The sequence below is a fragment of the Methylobacterium fujisawaense genome (assembly GCF_014138435.1).
Lineage (GTDB): Bacteria > Pseudomonadota > Alphaproteobacteria > Rhizobiales > Beijerinckiaceae > Methylobacterium > Methylobacterium fujisawaense.
Window position 1 is genome coordinate 625995 of record NZ_JACJIM010000002.1, and the last position, 16168, is coordinate 642162.

General features: G+C 69.5%; 20 protein-coding genes. 10 read left to right on the forward strand and 10 right to left on the reverse strand.

Translation table 11 applies throughout. The features are described 5' to 3' along the window. Positions 1 to 76: 76 nt before the first annotated feature. Complete coding sequence (locus tag GGQ91_RS07825) at positions 77 to 505, reverse strand: Hsp20 family protein (RefSeq protein WP_012320108.1); 429 nt, start codon at positions 503 to 505, stop codon at positions 77 to 79. 407 nt (positions 506 to 912) lie between these two features. Here GGQ91_RS07825 and GGQ91_RS07830 point away from each other — a divergent pair, with 407 nt between their 5' ends. The 7 genes from GGQ91_RS07830 to GGQ91_RS07860 all read left to right on the forward strand — a co-directional run bounded on the left by GGQ91_RS07830 (position 913) and on the right by GGQ91_RS07860 (position 5205). Next, positions 913 to 1404 carry a hypothetical protein gene (locus GGQ91_RS07830; RefSeq protein WP_170861845.1) on the forward strand — a complete coding sequence of 164 codons (492 nt, stop codon included), beginning with the start codon at positions 913 to 915 and terminating at the stop codon, positions 1402 to 1404. 73 nt (positions 1405 to 1477) lie between these two features. Further along, the gene (locus GGQ91_RS07835; RefSeq protein WP_043354914.1) at positions 1478 to 1951 is read left to right on the forward strand and encodes a hypothetical protein; all 474 of its coding nucleotides are present in this window, start codon (positions 1478 to 1480) and stop codon (positions 1949 to 1951) included. 132 nt (positions 1952 to 2083) lie between these two features. Next, on the forward strand, positions 2084 to 2773 hold the full coding sequence (locus GGQ91_RS07840; protein WP_043354911.1) for a MotA/TolQ/ExbB proton channel family protein: 690 nt from the start codon (positions 2084 to 2086) through the stop codon (positions 2771 to 2773). A 53-nt stretch (positions 2774 to 2826) separates the two neighbouring features. Next, complete coding sequence (locus GGQ91_RS07845) at positions 2827 to 3309, forward strand: ExbD/TolR family protein (RefSeq protein ID WP_043354910.1); 483 nt, start codon at positions 2827 to 2829, stop codon at positions 3307 to 3309. A gap of 4 nt (positions 3310 to 3313) precedes the next feature. Continuing rightward, positions 3314 to 4309 (forward strand): energy transducer TonB family protein, encoded by a 996-nt coding sequence (locus GGQ91_RS07850; protein ID WP_182591710.1) that lies wholly within the window; start codon positions 3314 to 3316, stop codon positions 4307 to 4309. A 299-nt stretch (positions 4310 to 4608) separates the two neighbouring features. Continuing rightward, on the forward strand, positions 4609 to 4938 hold the full coding sequence (locus tag GGQ91_RS07855) for a hypothetical protein (protein WP_053611446.1): 330 nt from the start codon (positions 4609 to 4611) through the stop codon (positions 4936 to 4938). Positions 4939 to 4944: 6 nt separating this feature from the next. Further along, the gene (locus GGQ91_RS07860; protein ID WP_043378655.1) at positions 4945 to 5205 is read left to right on the forward strand and encodes a BrnA antitoxin family protein; all 261 of its coding nucleotides are present in this window, start codon (positions 4945 to 4947) and stop codon (positions 5203 to 5205) included. A gap of 31 nt (positions 5206 to 5236) precedes the next feature. Here the strand turns inward: GGQ91_RS07860 and GGQ91_RS07865 are convergent, their stop codons facing one another. The 3 genes from GGQ91_RS07865 to GGQ91_RS07875 are packed head-to-tail and all read right to left on the reverse strand — an operon-like array spanning position 5237 to position 7016. Continuing rightward, positions 5237 to 5743 (reverse strand): YaiI/YqxD family protein, encoded by a 507-nt coding sequence (locus GGQ91_RS07865; RefSeq protein WP_043354907.1) that lies wholly within the window; start codon positions 5741 to 5743, stop codon positions 5237 to 5239. After that, positions 5740 to 5943: a hypothetical protein gene (locus GGQ91_RS07870; RefSeq protein ID WP_043378658.1), complete on the reverse strand. Its 204-nt coding sequence runs from the start codon at positions 5941 to 5943 to the stop codon at positions 5740 to 5742. Before GGQ91_RS07870 ends, GGQ91_RS07865 begins: the two co-directional genes overlap by 4 nt. Continuing rightward, positions 5943 to 7016 carry an adenylate/guanylate cyclase domain-containing protein gene (locus tag GGQ91_RS07875; protein WP_182591711.1) on the reverse strand — a complete coding sequence of 358 codons (1074 nt, stop codon included), beginning with the start codon at positions 7014 to 7016 and terminating at the stop codon, positions 5943 to 5945. Before GGQ91_RS07875 ends, GGQ91_RS07870 begins: the two co-directional genes overlap by 1 nt. 281 nt (positions 7017 to 7297) lie before the next feature. Between GGQ91_RS07875 and GGQ91_RS07880 the strand changes: the two genes are divergently transcribed. Next, positions 7298 to 8137, forward strand: coding sequence for an aldo/keto reductase (locus GGQ91_RS07880; protein WP_182591712.1), 840 nt, complete (start codon positions 7298 to 7300; stop codon positions 8135 to 8137). Positions 8138 to 8150: 13 nt separating this feature from the next. On the opposite strand, the gene GGQ91_RS07885 is transcribed toward GGQ91_RS07880, so the two are convergent. The 3 genes from GGQ91_RS07885 to GGQ91_RS07895 all read right to left on the reverse strand — a co-directional run bounded on the left by GGQ91_RS07885 (position 8151) and on the right by GGQ91_RS07895 (position 12670). Then, on the reverse strand, positions 8151 to 9701 hold the full coding sequence (locus GGQ91_RS07885; protein WP_182591713.1) for a GGDEF domain-containing protein: 1551 nt from the start codon (positions 9699 to 9701) through the stop codon (positions 8151 to 8153). Between the two features lie 252 nt (positions 9702 to 9953). After that, positions 9954 to 12146: a transglycosylase domain-containing protein gene (locus GGQ91_RS07890; RefSeq protein ID WP_182591714.1), complete on the reverse strand. Its 2193-nt coding sequence runs from the start codon at positions 12144 to 12146 to the stop codon at positions 9954 to 9956. A 140-nt stretch (positions 12147 to 12286) separates the two neighbouring features. Then, on the reverse strand, positions 12287 to 12670 hold the full coding sequence (locus tag GGQ91_RS07895) for a hypothetical protein (RefSeq protein ID WP_043378674.1): 384 nt from the start codon (positions 12668 to 12670) through the stop codon (positions 12287 to 12289). Between the two features lie 184 nt (positions 12671 to 12854). On the opposite strand from GGQ91_RS07895, the gene GGQ91_RS07900 reads away from it, so the two are divergent. Together GGQ91_RS07900 and GGQ91_RS07905 are read left to right on the forward strand one after the other, a co-directional pair. Beyond that, on the forward strand, positions 12855 to 13322 hold the full coding sequence (locus tag GGQ91_RS07900) for a hypothetical protein (RefSeq protein WP_182591715.1): 468 nt from the start codon (positions 12855 to 12857) through the stop codon (positions 13320 to 13322). Positions 13323 to 13437: 115 nt separating this feature from the next. Then, positions 13438 to 13683: a pilus assembly protein PilZ gene (locus tag GGQ91_RS07905; protein ID WP_182591716.1), complete on the forward strand. Its 246-nt coding sequence runs from the start codon at positions 13438 to 13440 to the stop codon at positions 13681 to 13683. An 11-nt stretch (positions 13684 to 13694) separates the two neighbouring features. Here GGQ91_RS07905 and GGQ91_RS07910 read toward each other — a convergent pair whose 3' ends face one another. The 3 genes from GGQ91_RS07910 to GGQ91_RS07920 form a co-directional block, all read right to left on the reverse strand. Then, a complete protein-coding gene (locus GGQ91_RS07910) occupies positions 13695 to 14765 on the reverse strand; it encodes an acyltransferase family protein (RefSeq protein ID WP_043761276.1) in 1071 nt (356 codons plus the stop codon). 107 nt (positions 14766 to 14872) lie between these two features. Continuing rightward, positions 14873 to 15247: an HNH endonuclease family protein gene (locus GGQ91_RS07915; RefSeq protein ID WP_043352432.1), complete on the reverse strand. Its 375-nt coding sequence runs from the start codon at positions 15245 to 15247 to the stop codon at positions 14873 to 14875. Positions 15248 to 15260: 13 nt separating this feature from the next. Continuing rightward, a complete protein-coding gene (locus GGQ91_RS07920) occupies positions 15261 to 16091 on the reverse strand; it encodes an alpha/beta hydrolase (RefSeq protein ID WP_182591717.1) in 831 nt (276 codons plus the stop codon). Positions 16092 to 16168: the final 77 nt, after the last annotated feature.

A 16168-nucleotide genomic window follows, 5' to 3' on the forward strand; every position in this document is an offset into this window, starting at 1 on the left:
AGCGTGCGCCGCCGATCCTGAAGGCTTCGGCGGCTCCCCACTGATGTGGGGATCCGCGCCGTCCAATCAATCGGTCTCAGCCGCGGGCGCCGATATCGATCTTGCGCACGATGCGATCCGGTTCCGGACGGACCAGATCGATCGACAGCAGGCCGTTGGCGAGGTCGGCCCCGAGGACCTCCATGCCGTCGGCGAGGAGGAAGGCCCGCTGGAACTGGCGCGCCGCAATGCCGCGGTGAAGAAAGTGCCTCTCGCGCTCGTCGACCTGGCGACCGCGCACGACGAGCTGGCTCTCCTCCAGCATGACGTCCAACTGGTCGCGGGTGAAGCCGGCGACCGCCAGCGTGATGCGCAGGCGCTCGGGCTCGCTCTCGGTGCGGGGCAGCCGCTCGATGTTGTAGGGTGGATAGCCGTCATTGGCGGCCTTTGAGACCCGGTCGAGAGCCTGTTCGATCTCGTCGAAGCCGAGCAGGAACGGGTGCCCGAAGGGCGAGGATCGGGTCATCGCGGCCATCATCCAGAAAGCGAGGCCTCCGACCCCGGGATCCGCCGCAATCCCGGGATGCCTGAGCACCTCGTCGACAGGGAGCCCACCGAAGTAGCGCTCCGCCGGACGAGACGTCGCCGGCAACAACGAGATATGGCCAAGGCCGTCCGGGCCATCAAGGGAGGCCGCGGGTTTCGTCCGGACGGCGTGGTCCGATCCAATCCAGGATAATTAGGCAAAAATTACCGGGACGCATAGGCAAAGACGTGAACGGCCACGCTTTCCTCTAACAGTTTGGAACTGCTCTGATTTTCTCGCTGGGCCTTGATCCGGGCGGCCGGCCTGGATACTGCCGCGAAAGAAGATGATCCGACCATGACGGTCGGTCTATGCAAGTTGTCCTGCGACGCGAGGCACCGCAGTCCATGAGCGCGCCCCTGACCCGGACTGATCATGCGGCGATGCGGCGCGTCGCCGATATCTGCGGCGATGAGGCTGATATCCTGGCCCTGTCGGTGGCCCGTTTCGTGGCCGCCGGCTACATGACCAGCGACGTCGCCTGCTGGAACGCGGCCTTCGACGGCGCCGAGCAGCTGCTCGGGCCGACCGAAGGCTGCCGCTTCGTCGCCTGTGTGGTCGCGATCATCCGGGCACTGCGGGCGGAGCGCGACGGCGACTGGTCGTTCATGCCGGCGAGTTGCTGCCGCGTGACCGGTCACGAATGCGCCCTGGTGACGCTGATCAACCGGGGGCGTCAGCGCCTCTGGACGGATCTGGAGGCGGCCGCCGCCGAGATCACCGGACGGGAGGCGGCGCCCCGCCTCGTGGCGGCGGTCCGCGCCGCCGTCGGGCCGCTGGATGCGGCGGCCCAACGCCTCGCCCCGGCGTCCTGCCCCGCAGGCGCGGTGCTTCACTGATCCGGCCCCAACCCGCCCGGCCGGCGCGGCGCGAAACGCCGGCCGGCACATACTTGAAAAGGACTTGGTCACGGTGATTGCCCTGCGCGCCCCCCTGTACCGTCGGCGGATCGGGCGTATCGCCCTCGACACGGCGGCCTGCTTCGCGCTCTCGGCGCTCCTCGTGGTATCGGCCCTGGCGCAGGATGCCGCGGAGAAGTCCGCGCCGATCAAGCTGCAGCTCAACAAGGTCGAGACTGCGGGCGAGGCCTGCCGGATCACCATGGTGATCGACAACAAGGGGCCCGGCCTGAAATCCTACAAGGTGGATCTCTTCGCCTTCGACCCGGAGGGCGTCGCGCAGAAGCGTGTCGCGGTGGAGCTCGGTCCGCTGCCGCCGAAGAAGACCACCGTCAAGATCTTCGACTTCCCCGGCATCGCCTGCAACAAGGTCGGGCGCGTCCTGTTGAACGACGTCCTGGCCTGCGACGGCGGTGATTCCGCGCGCGAGGCCTGCCTCGAGCGGACCGAGACCGACAGCAAGGCCGGCCTCCCGTTCGACCGCTGATGCGGATGGTTTGACGGTCGATCAGACCAAACCGCCCGGCGGCGAGGGTCGCCGGGCGGCCTGCGGCTTTCGCCGCACCCCGAGATGACGGCGGCGCAAGGCCGCGTGAGACCAAGACGCCAGGAGCCCGCGATGGACCCGACACAAGCGCCGATCGAGGCGGCCCACGACTTCTCCTTCCTCGGTCTGTTCCTGCAGGCCGACCCGATCGTGAAGGGCGTGATGATCCTGCTGGTGATCGCCTCGATCGCCTGCTGGACGGTGGTGTTCGAGAAGATCATCCGGCTGGCCGCCGCCCGGCGTCAGGCCAAGGCCTTCGCCACGCTGGTCCGCTCCGGCGGCAGCCTCGACGGCGAGCATCGCGGCATCGCCGGCCACGTGGTGAAGGCGGCCATCGACGCGTGGCGCGATCAGGATTCCTCCGAGACCCGGGCCGAGCGCCGCGACCGGATCGAGCGGGCGATGAAGGGCGCCCTCACCCTCGAGGTGAAGCGCCTGCGCACCGGCCTGTCGCTGCTGGCGACTTCGGGCTCGACGGCCCCGTTCGTCGGGCTGTTCGGCACCGTCTGGGGCATCATGAACTCGTTCTCGTCGATCGCCCGGAGCCAGGACACGTCGCTGGCCGTGGTGGCCCCGGGCATCGCGGAGGCGCTGTTCGCCACGGCGATCGGTCTCGTCGTCGCGATCCCGGCGGTGATGGCCTACAACAAGCTGTCGAGCGACGTGAGCGGCATCCAGAGCACCTTCTCGTCCTACATTTCGGTTCTGGGCAACCGTCTCGCGCGCGACCGCGCCGGCGCCCATCGGGCGGCTGCCGAATAGAGCCGCCGCGCCCGCCCGCACAGAACCGAACGTAACGGTACCGGAGACGCCCCATGGCGATGGGATCCCTTCGCGCGAACGACGACGACGACCTCGACGACATGCCGATGTCAGACATCAACGTCACGCCGATGGTCGACGTGATGCTCGTGCTCCTGATCATCTTCATGGTCGCCGCACCGCTGATGACCACCGGCGTGCCGGTCCAGCTGCCGAAGACGGCGGCCCCCAAAGTCGCGCAGTCGAAGAAGCCCGCGGAGGTGACGGTCGACAAGGACGGCAACCCGTCCATCGCCAAGGAGGTGTTCACGATGGACAGCATCGTGCCGCGCCTGCGCGAGATGGCGGCTGCCGACAAGGATCAGGTCATCCTCGTGCGCGGCGACCGTGACGTGCCCTACGGCAAGGTGATGGAGGTGATGGGCCTCGTCGGCCAGGCCGGCTTCACCAAGGTGTCGCTGATCGCGCAGTCGCCCGGCGGCGCCGCTCCGGCAGCGGCCGCCGCTCCGGCCGCCTCCGCAGGGACCGCGCGCTGAACCGATGAGCACCTTCACGTCGACGGATCTGCCGGTCGGGGCCGGCGAGCGCCGCCCGTCCGGGCTGGTCGCCGCCTTCCTGGTCGCCCTCGGGCTGCATGCGCTTGCGTTGGCCGCGATGATGTTCCTGCGGCTGGCCCCGCCCGCGCCGCCTGGCGAGCAGCAGATCACCGTCGACCTCGCGCCGCTCATGACGGATGCGACCACCGAAGCTCCGGCGGAGCAGCAGATGAGTCAGGAGGCCCCGCCGGAGACGAAGCCGGTGGACGCGCCGCCCGACGAGGCCGTCCAGCCCCCGCCGCCGACCGAGATGACCGAGGTTAAGCCGGAGGACACCCAGCCGGTCGAAGCGCCGGCGGAGGCGCAGCCGGTCGAGGCGCAGAACCAAGTGATCACCTCCACGTCGGAGGCGGCCGAGCCGCTGGCGGCGCCGCCGACCGAGGTCGCCAAGACCGAGGAACCGCCGAAGCCCACACCGGACCCCGCCAAGCTCAAGGCGGAACGGGAGGCCAAGCTGCGAAAGATCCGCGAGGAGAAGCTCCGCGAGCAGAAGCGCGAAGAGGCACGTCAGGAGCGCCTGGAGGAGATCCGGGAGGCGAAAGCCAAGGCCACACGCGAGGCGAAGGCGCGTGAGGCCAAGGCCCGGGCGGGCGCCGAGCGGAGTTCGGCCTCGGCCTCGCGTCAGAATGCGGTCGGCCGGGCCGCCGCAGGCAACGATCCGAGCGCCATGCGGCAATGGCAGGGCGCGATCAGCGCAGCGATCCACAGCCGGATGAACGTGAACGCGGCCGTCGGAACCGGGGGTGGGACCGCGGTGGTGCGCTTCACCGTGATGCGCTCGGGCCAGGTGACGGGCGCGGGCCTGGCCCGCTCAAGCGGGATCGGCCAGATCGACAGCGCCGCCCTCGCGGCGGTGCGCGGCAGCATGCCGGCGGCGCCGCCCGGTGTCACGCTGTCGAACCTGACGGTCTCCATCCCGCTTCGGTTCGGCGTGCGCTGATCGAACGACGATCGGGGCCGAAATCCTTCGTCAGAACGCGGACCCGGGCCGCATGGACAGGTGGACCCGCACGAAGAGTGTGCGCGGTCAGTCCCGACCGTCGATCCGGATTCGCCATCGGCGTCGCGGGCATGCTAAAGCCTTCGCGAAGCTGCTCTCCTTGCGCGCCTGACGGCGGTGCGGGAGGGCGAATGATCCGGCCTTGCCCTCCGCCCGTCGAACAGGCCGGACCCGCTCAGACACCGTCTCGCGCAGGATGCGTCGGGTCGGATCCGTCGAGCCGGGGTGAAAGGGACAGGATGAGCGACGAGACTGAGTTTGACCTCGACGAGGTAAATGCCGTCCGCGACGCGGAAGCGGAAGCGAAGACGCGTGCCGAGAATCGCGCCGAGCGTGCGGAACGTGCGGAGCGTATGGCGCGCGAAGGCGCCCAGGCCATGGCGGAGCATCACGCGGCCATCAAGGCTGTGGATGAGCGGACGCTTCGGCTGCGCTCGCTGCGCCTCGCCAAGGAGGCCGCAGACGCGCAGGCCAAGGCGGCCGAGAAGGAAGCCAAGGCGGCCGCCAAAGGCTCCGCGAAGAAGGCCGTGAAGAAGGCGGCACCGAAGAAGACGACCGCGAAGGGTTAGGGGTCGATGGCCGAGGACCGCAACCGCCGTCGCTTCACCGATCCGCGCGCGACCGCCGAGGCGGCTTTCCGGGCCGCCACGACCCCGAAGCCGGCTGCCCCGCCGCCGCAACCGGCCGCACGGCCGACGACGATCCCCGGCTCGCGGGAGGTGGTGAGCTTGCGTCTCGACAGCGCCGTGCTCGCGCATTTCCAGAAGGACGGGCCGGGCTGGCAGGACCGCATCAACGAGGCGCTCAGAAGCCTCGTCCCGGCGGACGACGCCTGAATCGTCCATTTGATCGGAGGGCGGCCGGGTCTCAGCCCGGCTTCGGCCGGTCACGCAGGATCCGGTTCACCGCCCGGTCAAGGGCGGACAGAAAGGCCGATCGGTCTGCGCGCGAGAACGGCTTCGGCCCGCCCGTGATGGTTCCGGCTTCGCGCAACGATTGCATCAGGTCGCGTGTGGCGAGCGCGAGGCCGATCCCGGACTCGCTGAACGGCTTACCGGTGAAGGCCAGAACCGTGGCGCCGGCTTTCACGCAGCGCGCAGCCAACGGAACATCGGCGGTGAGCACGATGCTCCCGGGTCCGGCCCGCGCGGCGATCCAGTCATCGGCGGCGTCGAGTTCCGAACCGACCACCACGCGCTCGATCCAGGGCTCGCGCGGGAGGTTCAGCACGCTGTTGGCGACGACGTGGACGGTGAGGCCGTAGCGTGCGGCCACCCGGTAGGTCTCGTCCTTCACCGGGCATGCATCGGCGTCGAGATAGATCGCCGGGCCGGTCGGGGTGGCACGCGTCGGGTCGCTCGTGGCAGCGCTCATGACCGGGGCACGACCTTCGAGATGAAGCCCGCCAAAATCAGAAGCACACCCAGGCCGAACTGCCAGCGCTCGATATCGCCGCCCACCGACAGCACGATGGCGCGGCCGAAGACCACGACCCCGATCAGCGGCAGGCCAAAACGGAGCGCCATCTTGACGGCGATCAGGGTGTTGGCGCGGGCGGCGCTGACACGGGCCATCAGCGGGCGACCGCAGCGCGGCGCGGCGCCAGATCCGCCACGGCGGCACTCTCGGCAGGACCACGCTCCAGCGTCGCCACGGACAACGGCGCGCCGCGGCCGCGGAGGGCATGGGCGCCGAGAGAGCGCGCCCGGACGCCGGCTGGCAGGCGCGGAAGACGGCCGAGGAGATCCTGCGAGATCAGGATGCCGACCCCGAGCGGGCGGCACAGGGCCTCGATCCGCGACGTCACGTTCACGGCGTCGCCGAAATACGCGATCTTGTGGCGGTCGACTCCGACTTCGGCCGTGACCACCGAGCCGCCATGCAGCGCCGCCCGCAGCCGCGGCACCGTCCCGAATTGGGTGGTCCAGGCCGCGGCATCAGCCTCGATCCGGTCGAGCACGTCGAACAGGCAGGTGATGCAGCGCGCGTCCTTGAGGCCGCGGGCCATCGGCCAGGTCACCATGGCGAGATCGCCGACATAGTCGTCCACGGATCCGCCGTTGCGCCGCACCGGCTCGGCCAGCGTCGCGAACACGGCCCCGAGATACTCCTGGGCGCGCAGGTCCCCGTGCGCCTCCGCGAAGGCGGTGGAGCCGACGACGTCGAGGAACAGGAAGATCCGCTCCTCCGCCACCGGCTTGTGGTAGCGGCCGATCATGAAGTTCACGAACACCTCGCCGCCGATCAGATCGCGCATCCGGATCACGAAGACGAGGAGGCCGGACACGGCCAAGGCGTAGGCGAGGACCCGCGCGGTCATCCGGGTCGCGGTCGTCAGATCGTCCGGTGTCAGGGCGAAGGCCCAGACGACCAAGCCGCCGAGGGCGTTGCCCGCCATGATCATCAGGACGTAGGCGAGTTCCGCGGCCAGCACGTAGAGCCACGCCGGCAGGCGGCGGATCCGCGTCTGCAGGCCGGCCAGGATCAGCCCGCGGTCGAAAGCCAGCACCGTGGCACCCATGCAGAGGCCGTAGGTGAATCCGGCGAGGGGAGAGGCGCCAGCCGCGAAGATGATGTTGTAGAGCAACCCCGCGCCGGCCGCCGCCAGCAGGATCAGACCCCAGAATATCCGATGGGCCGGCAGCATCGACACATCTCCAGCATGGCCACTGACGGACCGGGTGTCGCGTGGCCGGGCGCGGCGGCGCCCTGCGGGAGGCGCAGGCTCGGCATACCCGCGCAGCCTGACCTCGAGCCTGGGCCTAAAGTTTAGCGTCGCGGAAGGCCGCCAGCCATTGCTCAACGCCCCAAGATGGCGCGAGTAAGGCGTGCCGGGGAGTTGAACGGCGGACCCATGACACGTCGGCGGCCCGATCCCGACCGGATCGCCGTCAGCAACCCCTGTGACAGCGAAAAGGGAGCGCTGCCATGTATGCCAGGAGCTTCGGCGCGATGCGCGTCTCGGTCCCGGTCATCGGCCAGGGCACGTGGCACATCGACAGTTCGGACCGGACGGATGCGATCCGCGCGTTGCGGGACGGAATCGACGCCGGCATGACCCATATCGACACTGCGGAGATGTACGGCGACGCCGAGGCGATCGTCGCCGCCGCCATCGTGGATTGCCGCGAGGAGGTCTTCCTCGTTTCGAAGGTGGTCCCTGGCAATGCGACGCGCCGCGGCGTGGCGCGGGCCTGCGAGGCTTCGCTCCGACGCCTGCGGACGGATCGGTTGGACAGCTATCTGCTGCACTGGCCGGGCCAGCACCCGCTCGAAGAGACGATCGCGGGCTTCGAGGATCTGCGCCGGGCGGGCAAGATCCTGTCCTGGGGTGTCAGCAATTTCGATGTCGAGGATCTCGACCGCGCCCTCGCCATCGCGGGGCCGGACCGGATCGCCTGCAATCAGGTTCTCTACCACCTGAACGAGCGGGCCATCGAGCATGCTGTGCTGCCCTGGTGCGAGAAGCACGGCGTCGCGATGGTCGGCTATTCGCCCTTCGGCAGCGGCGACTTTCCCGATCCGGACAGTGCTGGCGGCCGCGTCCTGGCGGGCATCGCGCGGAGCCATGGGACGACGCCCTACGCCGTGGCCCTCGCCTTCCTGACCCGGCTGCCCGGCACCTTCACGATTCCGAAGACCGGTCGCCCGGACCGGGCCATCGAGAATGCCGGCGCGGCGGACCTGCATCTGGGTGCGGCCGAGATCGCCCTGATCGACGCGCATTTCCCTCGGGGGCCACGCCCCCGGATCCTGCCCATGCTGTGAGCCGCGGGCCGGCTCAGGCCCGCATCGCGAGGGTCGGGGGTGCGGGCGGCGGTGCGGCCCGCACCCGATTGCGGCCGGCCTTCTTGGCGGCATAGAGAGCCGCGTCCGCCGCCGTGAAGAGGCCATCGGGCGGATCCCCGCTGGCCGGATCGGCGGAGGCCACGCCGATGCTGACCGTGGCGCTGCCGCCGACGTCCGGAGCATGGGGGATCCCGAGGCTCACCACCGCGCGGCGGATGCGCTCCGCCGCCGCCCCCGCCGCCGTCGCATCGAGTCCCGGCAGCAGCGCGACGAATTCCTCGCCGCCGATCCGGAAGCTCAGCCCGCCGGTATCGAGCGTCTGCTGCAGACACAGCGCCACCGCCTTGAGCACCTCGTCGCCGCGCTGGTGGCCGAAGCGGTCGTTGAACTGCTTGAAGTGGTCGGCATCGACGATCATCAGGGCCAAAGGAGTCCGCAGTCGCGCGGCACGGGTCCACTCCACGGCGAAGTGTTCGTCGTAGCTGCGCCGGTTCGGCAGCCCGGTTAAGCCGTCGGTCCGGGCGAGCACCGCGAGTGCAGCATTCGCTTCGCGCGTGGAGGCCTCAGCGGCCGCCCGGCGACCCACCTCCCGGTGAAGCAGAACCGTCAGCCCGAAGGTGAGGACGCAGAGACTGAGGATCAGGATACCGACGATCGCCGCCTTATAGATCCAGACCTCGCGGATGCTGTCGACATCCGTAGCCACCGTCACGATCAGCGGCAGGTCGTCGAGATTCGCGAAGCTGTAGACCCGGTCAACGCCGTCCAAGGCCGACCGTCCCTGAAACTCGCCGCGGGCATGCGCCTGATAGAACGCATGGGCCGGACTTGCACGGATGCTCTGCCCGAGCAGTTGCGGCCGGGCCGGCGCGCGGATCAGGAGCGTCCCGTCCCGATGGAACACGTTCAGGGCGATACCGTCATCGAAGCGCAGCCGGTCGAAGAGCGCCCGGAAATGCGCGAGTCTGATCGATCCGTACACGATCCCCGCGAAGGAACCGTCTGCCGTCTGGATCCGCCGGGTCATGCGGATAATGCTCTCCCCGGTCAGACGGAACTGAGTCGGTCCAGTGAGGATCAGACCCGCATCGGGATTGGACTTGTGGATCTGGAATTCCGGCAGCGTGCTCAAGTTGGGCCGGTTCTGCAGGTTGGGATCGCTCGTCAGTTGGACATCACCCGCCGCATCCGTGACGGTGATCGGGCCGAGACCGGAGCCCGCGACGGCGGTGTCGAACACGGCCAAGCGTCTGAGTTCCGGGTCCAGAATTATGATATCCGCGCGGTGCGCCAAGCGCGCGGAACTCTGCAGGGAGAGATCGTAAACCCGCAGGCTGTGGCCGACCCCCTCCTCGATCACGGCCAGAAGGTTCGCAGCGTTGCGGCGCGCATTGTGCCAAGCGACATCGCGTAGATCGAGGCAGAGATAGACCCCGAGCAGCGTCAGGCAGAGCAGCAGGCACGTGCCCCCCAGCGCGATCAGACGCGAGGCGCGATCGGCGAGGTGGACTCGGATCGCTGTGGCAGTCGCGCGCGGGACCATGGGCTCGATCGGGTTGCCGCCGGCCCCGGCAACCGGAGAGCGGACTTGCTATCGACCCGAATTCTGAGTCCCGAATATTGAAAAAGGAGTTATTTTAGGAATTAAGAAGCGTCCGATTTGCGCCAATATAGATCAATCGGCACTAGGTCTGTAAGCGCTGCCGCTTCAAGTCAGCGGTCAGCCGGATTTTGAGCACCGTCGATCAGGCCCGCGATGGGGTGGCGAGCGCCGGGCCGTCACCGATCGGCGGCGTCAGTCGCCGATCCCGAACAGCTTTTCGATGAAGTTGCGGTCATCCTTCTGAGCGCGCCGTGCCGGGGCGGACTGGCGCGGCGCGGGTGCCTCCGGTTCGCCCAGAATCTGCCCGAGGAGCCCGCCCGGTGCAGGCGGCGCGGCACTCGCCACCGAGGCGGTTGTCTCCGGCTGCCTACGCCAGCGGTTGAGGCCGGGGAGCGGGACCGGGGTCTGCCCCTTCAGCGCCTGGGTCATATACGACTTCCAGATCTCCGCCGGCAGATTGCCGCCGGTGACCTTCTTGGTCAGCTCGCCGTCGTCGTTGCCGAGCCAGACCCCGGTGACGAGGCTGCCCGAGAAGCCGATAAACCAAGCATCGCGGTAGTCCTGCGTGGTGCCGCTCTTGCCCGCCAGGTCCCAGCCCGGGATGTCCGCCTTCTTGCCGGTGCCGCTGACGAAGACCTCGTGCATCATGGCATTCATCATGCCGTCGGCGTTGGCATCGATGACCCGGCCGAGACCGTTGTCGGAGCGCTTGTACAGGACCTTGCCGCCCTGGCTCTTCACGGCGGTCACCACGTAGGGGATCACGCCGGTGCCCCCGTTGGCGAAGGCCCCGTAGGCGCCGACCATCTCCAGCAGCGTCACTTCGGACGTGCCCAGGGCGATGGAGCCGTTGGCCTGGAGCGGCGAGGTGATGCCGAGGCGCTGGGCGGTCTGCACCACGGTCTTCGGGCCGACCTCCTGGCCGAGCCGCACCGCGACGGTATTGAGCGAATGGGCAAGCGCCGTCCGCAGGGTGACAGGCCCCTCGTACCGGTGCGAGTAGTTCTCCGGGGCCCAGTTGCCGATCCGGACCGGCGCGTCCTCGCGGACCGTGTCGGGCGTGGCGCCGTGCTCCACGGCAGCGAGGTACACGAAGGGCTTGAACGAGGAGCCGGGCTGGCGCTTCGCGGTCGTGGCACGGTTGAACTGGCTCTGGGCGTAGTCGCGCCCGCCGATCAGCGCTCGGATCGCGCCGTCGGGCCGCATTGAGACCAGCGCGCCCTGGCCGACATTGAAGCGCGCGCCCTTGGCGTTGAGCTCGTCGGTGAGCACCTTCTCGGCGGCGGCCTGGAGGACGGGATCGACGGTCGTCTGGACCGTGATGTCGGTGTCGAACTTGCCGACGTAGTCGTCGAGCACGTCCATCACGAGGTCTGCGACGTAATTGGCCGAACCGCCGCCGCGGGCATTGGTGGGCTTCGCCGGCTGGGCGAGCGCCACCTTCACGTCCTGCGGCGCGGCGAAGCCGAGTTCCTGCATCGCGGCGAGCACCTGGGCGGCGCGGGCCTGGGCAGCCGGGAGGTTGCGGTTCGGAGCGAGCCGCGACGGCGCCTGAACGAGGCCGCCCAGCATCGCGGCCTGCGCAAGGCTCACCTCCTTGGCGGGCTTGCCGAAATAGCGCTGCGCGGCCGCCTCGACGCCGTAGGCGCCGGCGCCGAAATAGACACGGTTCAGGTAGAGCTCGAGGATCTCGTCCTTGGTGTACTTGTGCTCCAGCCAAAGCGCGAGGATCGCCTCCTGGATCTTGCGCGAGGCGGTCCGCTCCTGCGTCAGGAACAGATTCTTGGCGAGCTGCTGCGTCAGGGTCGAGCCGCCCTGCGCGACGCCGCGCCGGGTCAGGTTCTGACCGATGGCGCGCAGGATGCCGACCGGATCGACGCCGAAATGCTGGTAGAAGCGCCGATCCTCGATCGCCACGAAGGCGCGCGGCAGGTAGGGCGGCAGCTCCTTGATCGAGACCACCCGGCCGCCGGTCTCGCCGCGATTGGCGAGCAGCGAGCCGTCGCTCGCCAGGATGGCGATGTTGGGCGGCCGTTTCGGCACCGCGAGCTGGTCGATCGGCGGCAATTGCGACGCGTGGTAGGCGATGAGCCCGGCAAGCCCGATCACCCCCCAGAGACCGAGGACGACGGTGCCGTAGACGATGCGGCCGAGCCAGGACCGCCGGCGTCGGCCGCGACTTGAGGCCTTCGCCCGCCCGGTGGTCCGCGCCGGCGCCTTGTTCGGCTGCCGCGCTCCTCCGCCGCCCGATCGCTTCGCCACGCCGTCTCCTGCCCCCCCGGGACGGTCCTCCCGGGACAGGCGCAGATCGAGTTCGCCGCGATCCCGGACACGCCCCTCGGGCACGTCGAAGTTCGGCTCAATCCTGCCCCGACCCTTGGCCATGCATCCCGTCTACGAATGTTCCGCCGCAGCGCGTCTGTCGGGCGCGCCGCAGGACGGTTTCCGCACGCTAAATGCGGCGGTTTAAGGGGCCGTTATCGAAGCGTTCGGCGCCCGTTCCCCATCCCGCGCGCCGATACGCCCTAGCGTTGGGCAGGAGGCTGGACGACCGGCGCGCCGAGCACCCGTCGGGCCTCCGCGAGCAGCACGGAATGGCGGGCCGATTGCGGACCTGAATCCGGCGTCTCGCGGCCCAGCCGGGCGATGCGCGACCGGAACAGGCGTCGGCGCAGGCCGAACCAGCCGATGCTCATCAGCAGCGCCTGAAGCACGAGACGGACGGCCTCCGTCCGCTCGCGCTCCTCGGCGACCACAGCCGAGAGCGCCGCCTCGCGGCGAAGGGCAGCCTCCAGCTCCTCCCGGACGGCGGCGCGGGCCGCCTCGTCCTTGCGCGCCGCGTCGAGCTGGATCCGGCATTCCTGCAGCGCGCTGAGCAACAGAAGCTCCTGCGCGGACGCATCCCTCATCAAGGCCTCCTGGGGCGCCCTATCCCGTTCGACCACGGGTGGCTCCGCCCGATCATCGTCATGGCGGTGCCAAAACAGCCCGCACAGATCCGTGCGCGACGCCATAGCGAGCGCGGCCGCTGGCCGGAAGCCGCCGACCGGATTATTCGGCACGCGGACCGCGACGCAATGGGGAATCGGGGACGTGCAGATTCGGATCGCTCTGGCCTTCGGAGCCATCATGCTGGGAGCCGGCACGGTGATGCCCGCGCCGGCCCGGGCCTATCAGCTCGACACGGTGAATCTGGTCGGCTGCGCCCAGGAAGGCGGCGTCTGCCGGATGCCCTACGCGACCAACGTCTATTACGGCGTGCCCGGCCGGACCAACGGTCGGCCGTTTCCTCAGGGCGGCGCCGTGCCCTGTAACAGCCAGACCTTTGGCGATCCCGCACCGGGCCAGGCGAAGAGCTGCTGGTACGCACCGCGCATCACTGCGGGCGGCTCTGGCGGTGGCGGCTACGGCGGTGGCGGGTACCGGAGCGACGATTACGACGACCGGCGCGACGCCTATCGCTATGGCCGCGACTACGACCGGCCGCGCGCACGCCGCCCGTACGACGACGATTATGAGCCTGGGCCGCGCCGCTACAGGGGTGATCCGGACGACTATTGATCTCGATCTGAGAGCGCAGGCAACGGATCGTATTTGCCCTGTTAACCCCCATCCGGCATCGTCCCGGACCGCGGAGATCGTCTCCGCGGACCCGCGGGTGCGGATGGGGGAGTCGATGAGGGAGAATCGCCGCGGCGTCTTCCGGAAGAACGCCTTCACCTTCGGCTCGGTCCTGCTCGACGGCGGCGAAGTCAGTTGCCTGGTCTGGGACGCGACCGAGGTCGGCGCCCAGATCGAGGTCGACGGCGATCATGTGGTGCCGGACCGCTTCCCGCTCCGCGTGAGCGCCGGCGCCGAGCCGCGCGCGGCGGCCGTTGCATGGCGGCGCAGCCGCCGGATCGGCATCGCCTTCGAGGGCTGAAGCCGCCCGTCTCAGGTCGCCTGCAGGACCGGGCGGGTCCGGGACTCCGACCCCACGAGCCGGCACCAGCGCGGCCGCACGAACAGCAGATCGAGCGCCGTGCCGCGAACCAGCCGCTCCAGGACCAGCGGCAGCAGCACCGCCACGGTCATGACGATGAGGCTTGCAAGTCCGATATCGGCGATGGCTCCGGTGCGCACGAGGATCTCCCGGGTCGCCGCCATGGGTAGCGAAAAGGCAAGATAGATCACGATCGAGCGCTGCCCGCAGGTTCGGACCGCCTCGGCGATCGGGCCCCCGACGCGGCCGAGGAGCGACGCCGCCACCACGATCGCGAGCGCGCCGGCGGCGCCGAGGGCGAGGCTCACCAGCGGCAGGCTGGCGAGGGTCGGGTGATTCGGAAGGCCCGACGGAGTCAGCGCGAGCCAACCTTCCAGGAACGCCCATGCGGCGAGGCCGCACAGGGCGAGCCGGACCCGGTGCCGGGCCGCGTCCGCGAGGGCGAAGATGCGGCCGGCGAACAGATAGCCGGCGACGAAGAAGACATATCGGGCGCAGAACTCCTCGATGAGGGTCGACTCGCTGCGGATGTCGGCAATCTGCAGCACGGCGGCACCGGCGAGCAGCACGGCGTCGGGCACGCGGCGCAGAGCCTTGGTGACGACCGAGAACACCGCGAGCAGATAGATGAACCACAGCGTCGAGTAGGGTTCGATCAGGGCATGGGCGAGATGCGCCGCGAAGGCCGTGGGGCCGTCATCGCCGGCGATCTTGCCGTATCTGGCGGCCGACTGGATCACGAGCCAGAGCAGGTAGAAATAGGCGAAATGGACCACCCGGCGGTCGGAGAACAGGCGCCAGTCGCGGTCGATCACCCGCCCCATGAACAGGCCGGACAGAAGGAAGAAGTCCGGAATCCGGAACGGCTTCGCGAAGGCCACGACCGGATGGAGGAAACCTTCCCCGCCCATGGCGTCGCCGGTGCCCGTGACGGAATGCATCATGACCACCAGGAGGATGCAGATCCCCTTGGCGATATCGACCCAGGCGAGCCGATCACCCGTATCCCCGACCCCGGCCATCGTCCCACCCTCGCGATCGGAGGGATCCTGGACCGGTTTGGGTTGACGGCGATGAACGTGATCGCCGCAACCTGCGGATGTGACGAACGGTCGGTAAACGCCGGCGGTCAGACCTTGCGCCGCGCCGACCGCCGCGCGCGGGTCATGCGCGTCGCGGCGTGAAAATCGTCCGGCCGGCCGCGCACCCAGGCGAGGAAGCGGGCTATCTCCGGATCGGTCCGCAGGGCTTCGAGATCGGCCAGGCGCTTGGCGATCTCGGCCTCACTGTAGCGTGCATGGATCGCCGAGTGGCAGATCTGGTGCAGGCGGACGGTACCGCGATGGGTTCCGCCCTTCAGCTTCGGGGTGAGGTGATGGAGGCTGGAGCGAGCGCGATGCGGAATCGGGCGCTCACAGAGCGGGCAGACCGGCTCGGGCCGGCCCTGCGCACCCGGTGCGTCCGGATCCTCGGCGCTCCAGCGCTGCGAGCGCCGTCCGACCACGCGCCCCCCTCTCCTATCCTTGCTGATCGACCGGCTGCGGGCAGGTCGGACCGACACGCTCTCTGAACATCGCCTCGGCCTCTCGGTCCCGGCCCCCCAGGATGGACACGTGGTCGCCCGGGATCACGGCGATCCGCGCCCGCGGGCCGGCTGCTGCGGCGAGGCCTTGCGCCAACTTGAGCGGCACCACCGTGTCGTCGCGTCCCTGCACGATCAGAACCGGCGCAGTTCCGCCACGGATGCGCGTGTCCGAGCGGTATGTGTCGCGCAGGAGCCAGATGGGGACTAGCGGGACATGCAGCCGCACGGTGTGGATCATCGAGTCGAACGGGGCCTCCAGGTAAAGCCCGATCGTCGGCACCCGTTCGGCGACGGCGACCGCGACGGCCGCCCCCAGCGAATGGCCGTGCAGCAGGATCGGCGCGTCGGGCGCCTGTGCCCGCGCGGCGTTCGCGGCCGCCAGGCCGTCGCGGATCAGGCCGTCTTCGCTGGGGCTGCCGGTCGAGCCTGGATAGCCGCGATAGGCCACGGTCAGCAGACCCCAGCCGCGCGCCCGCCACGGCTCCGCGGCGAAGCGCTCCGCGTGCGGTTCCGGGCGGGATCCATTGCCGTGGAAACTGACGATGACGCCGCAGCCCGGCCGCGGCGGCCGCCACAGTCCGTGCAGGGTCTCGCCATCCGAGGTCGCGACCGTGATCGTCGCGACCCCGGGCGGCACCGGCCAGGGTGTCGGCGGGCTGAAGGCGCCCGGATAGAGGAAGCGGCGCTGTCCGAGGGCGAGCGCGGCGCAGGCCAACCCGCAGAGCAGGAGCACGGCGAGCAGGAGGCCGGCGAGGAGTCGCATGCGATGCGGGGGAGGCCGTGGGGTTGAGAAGCGGATGCGTTCGATCGAACGGTTTTCGGGATGTGTTTTCTAGGGCG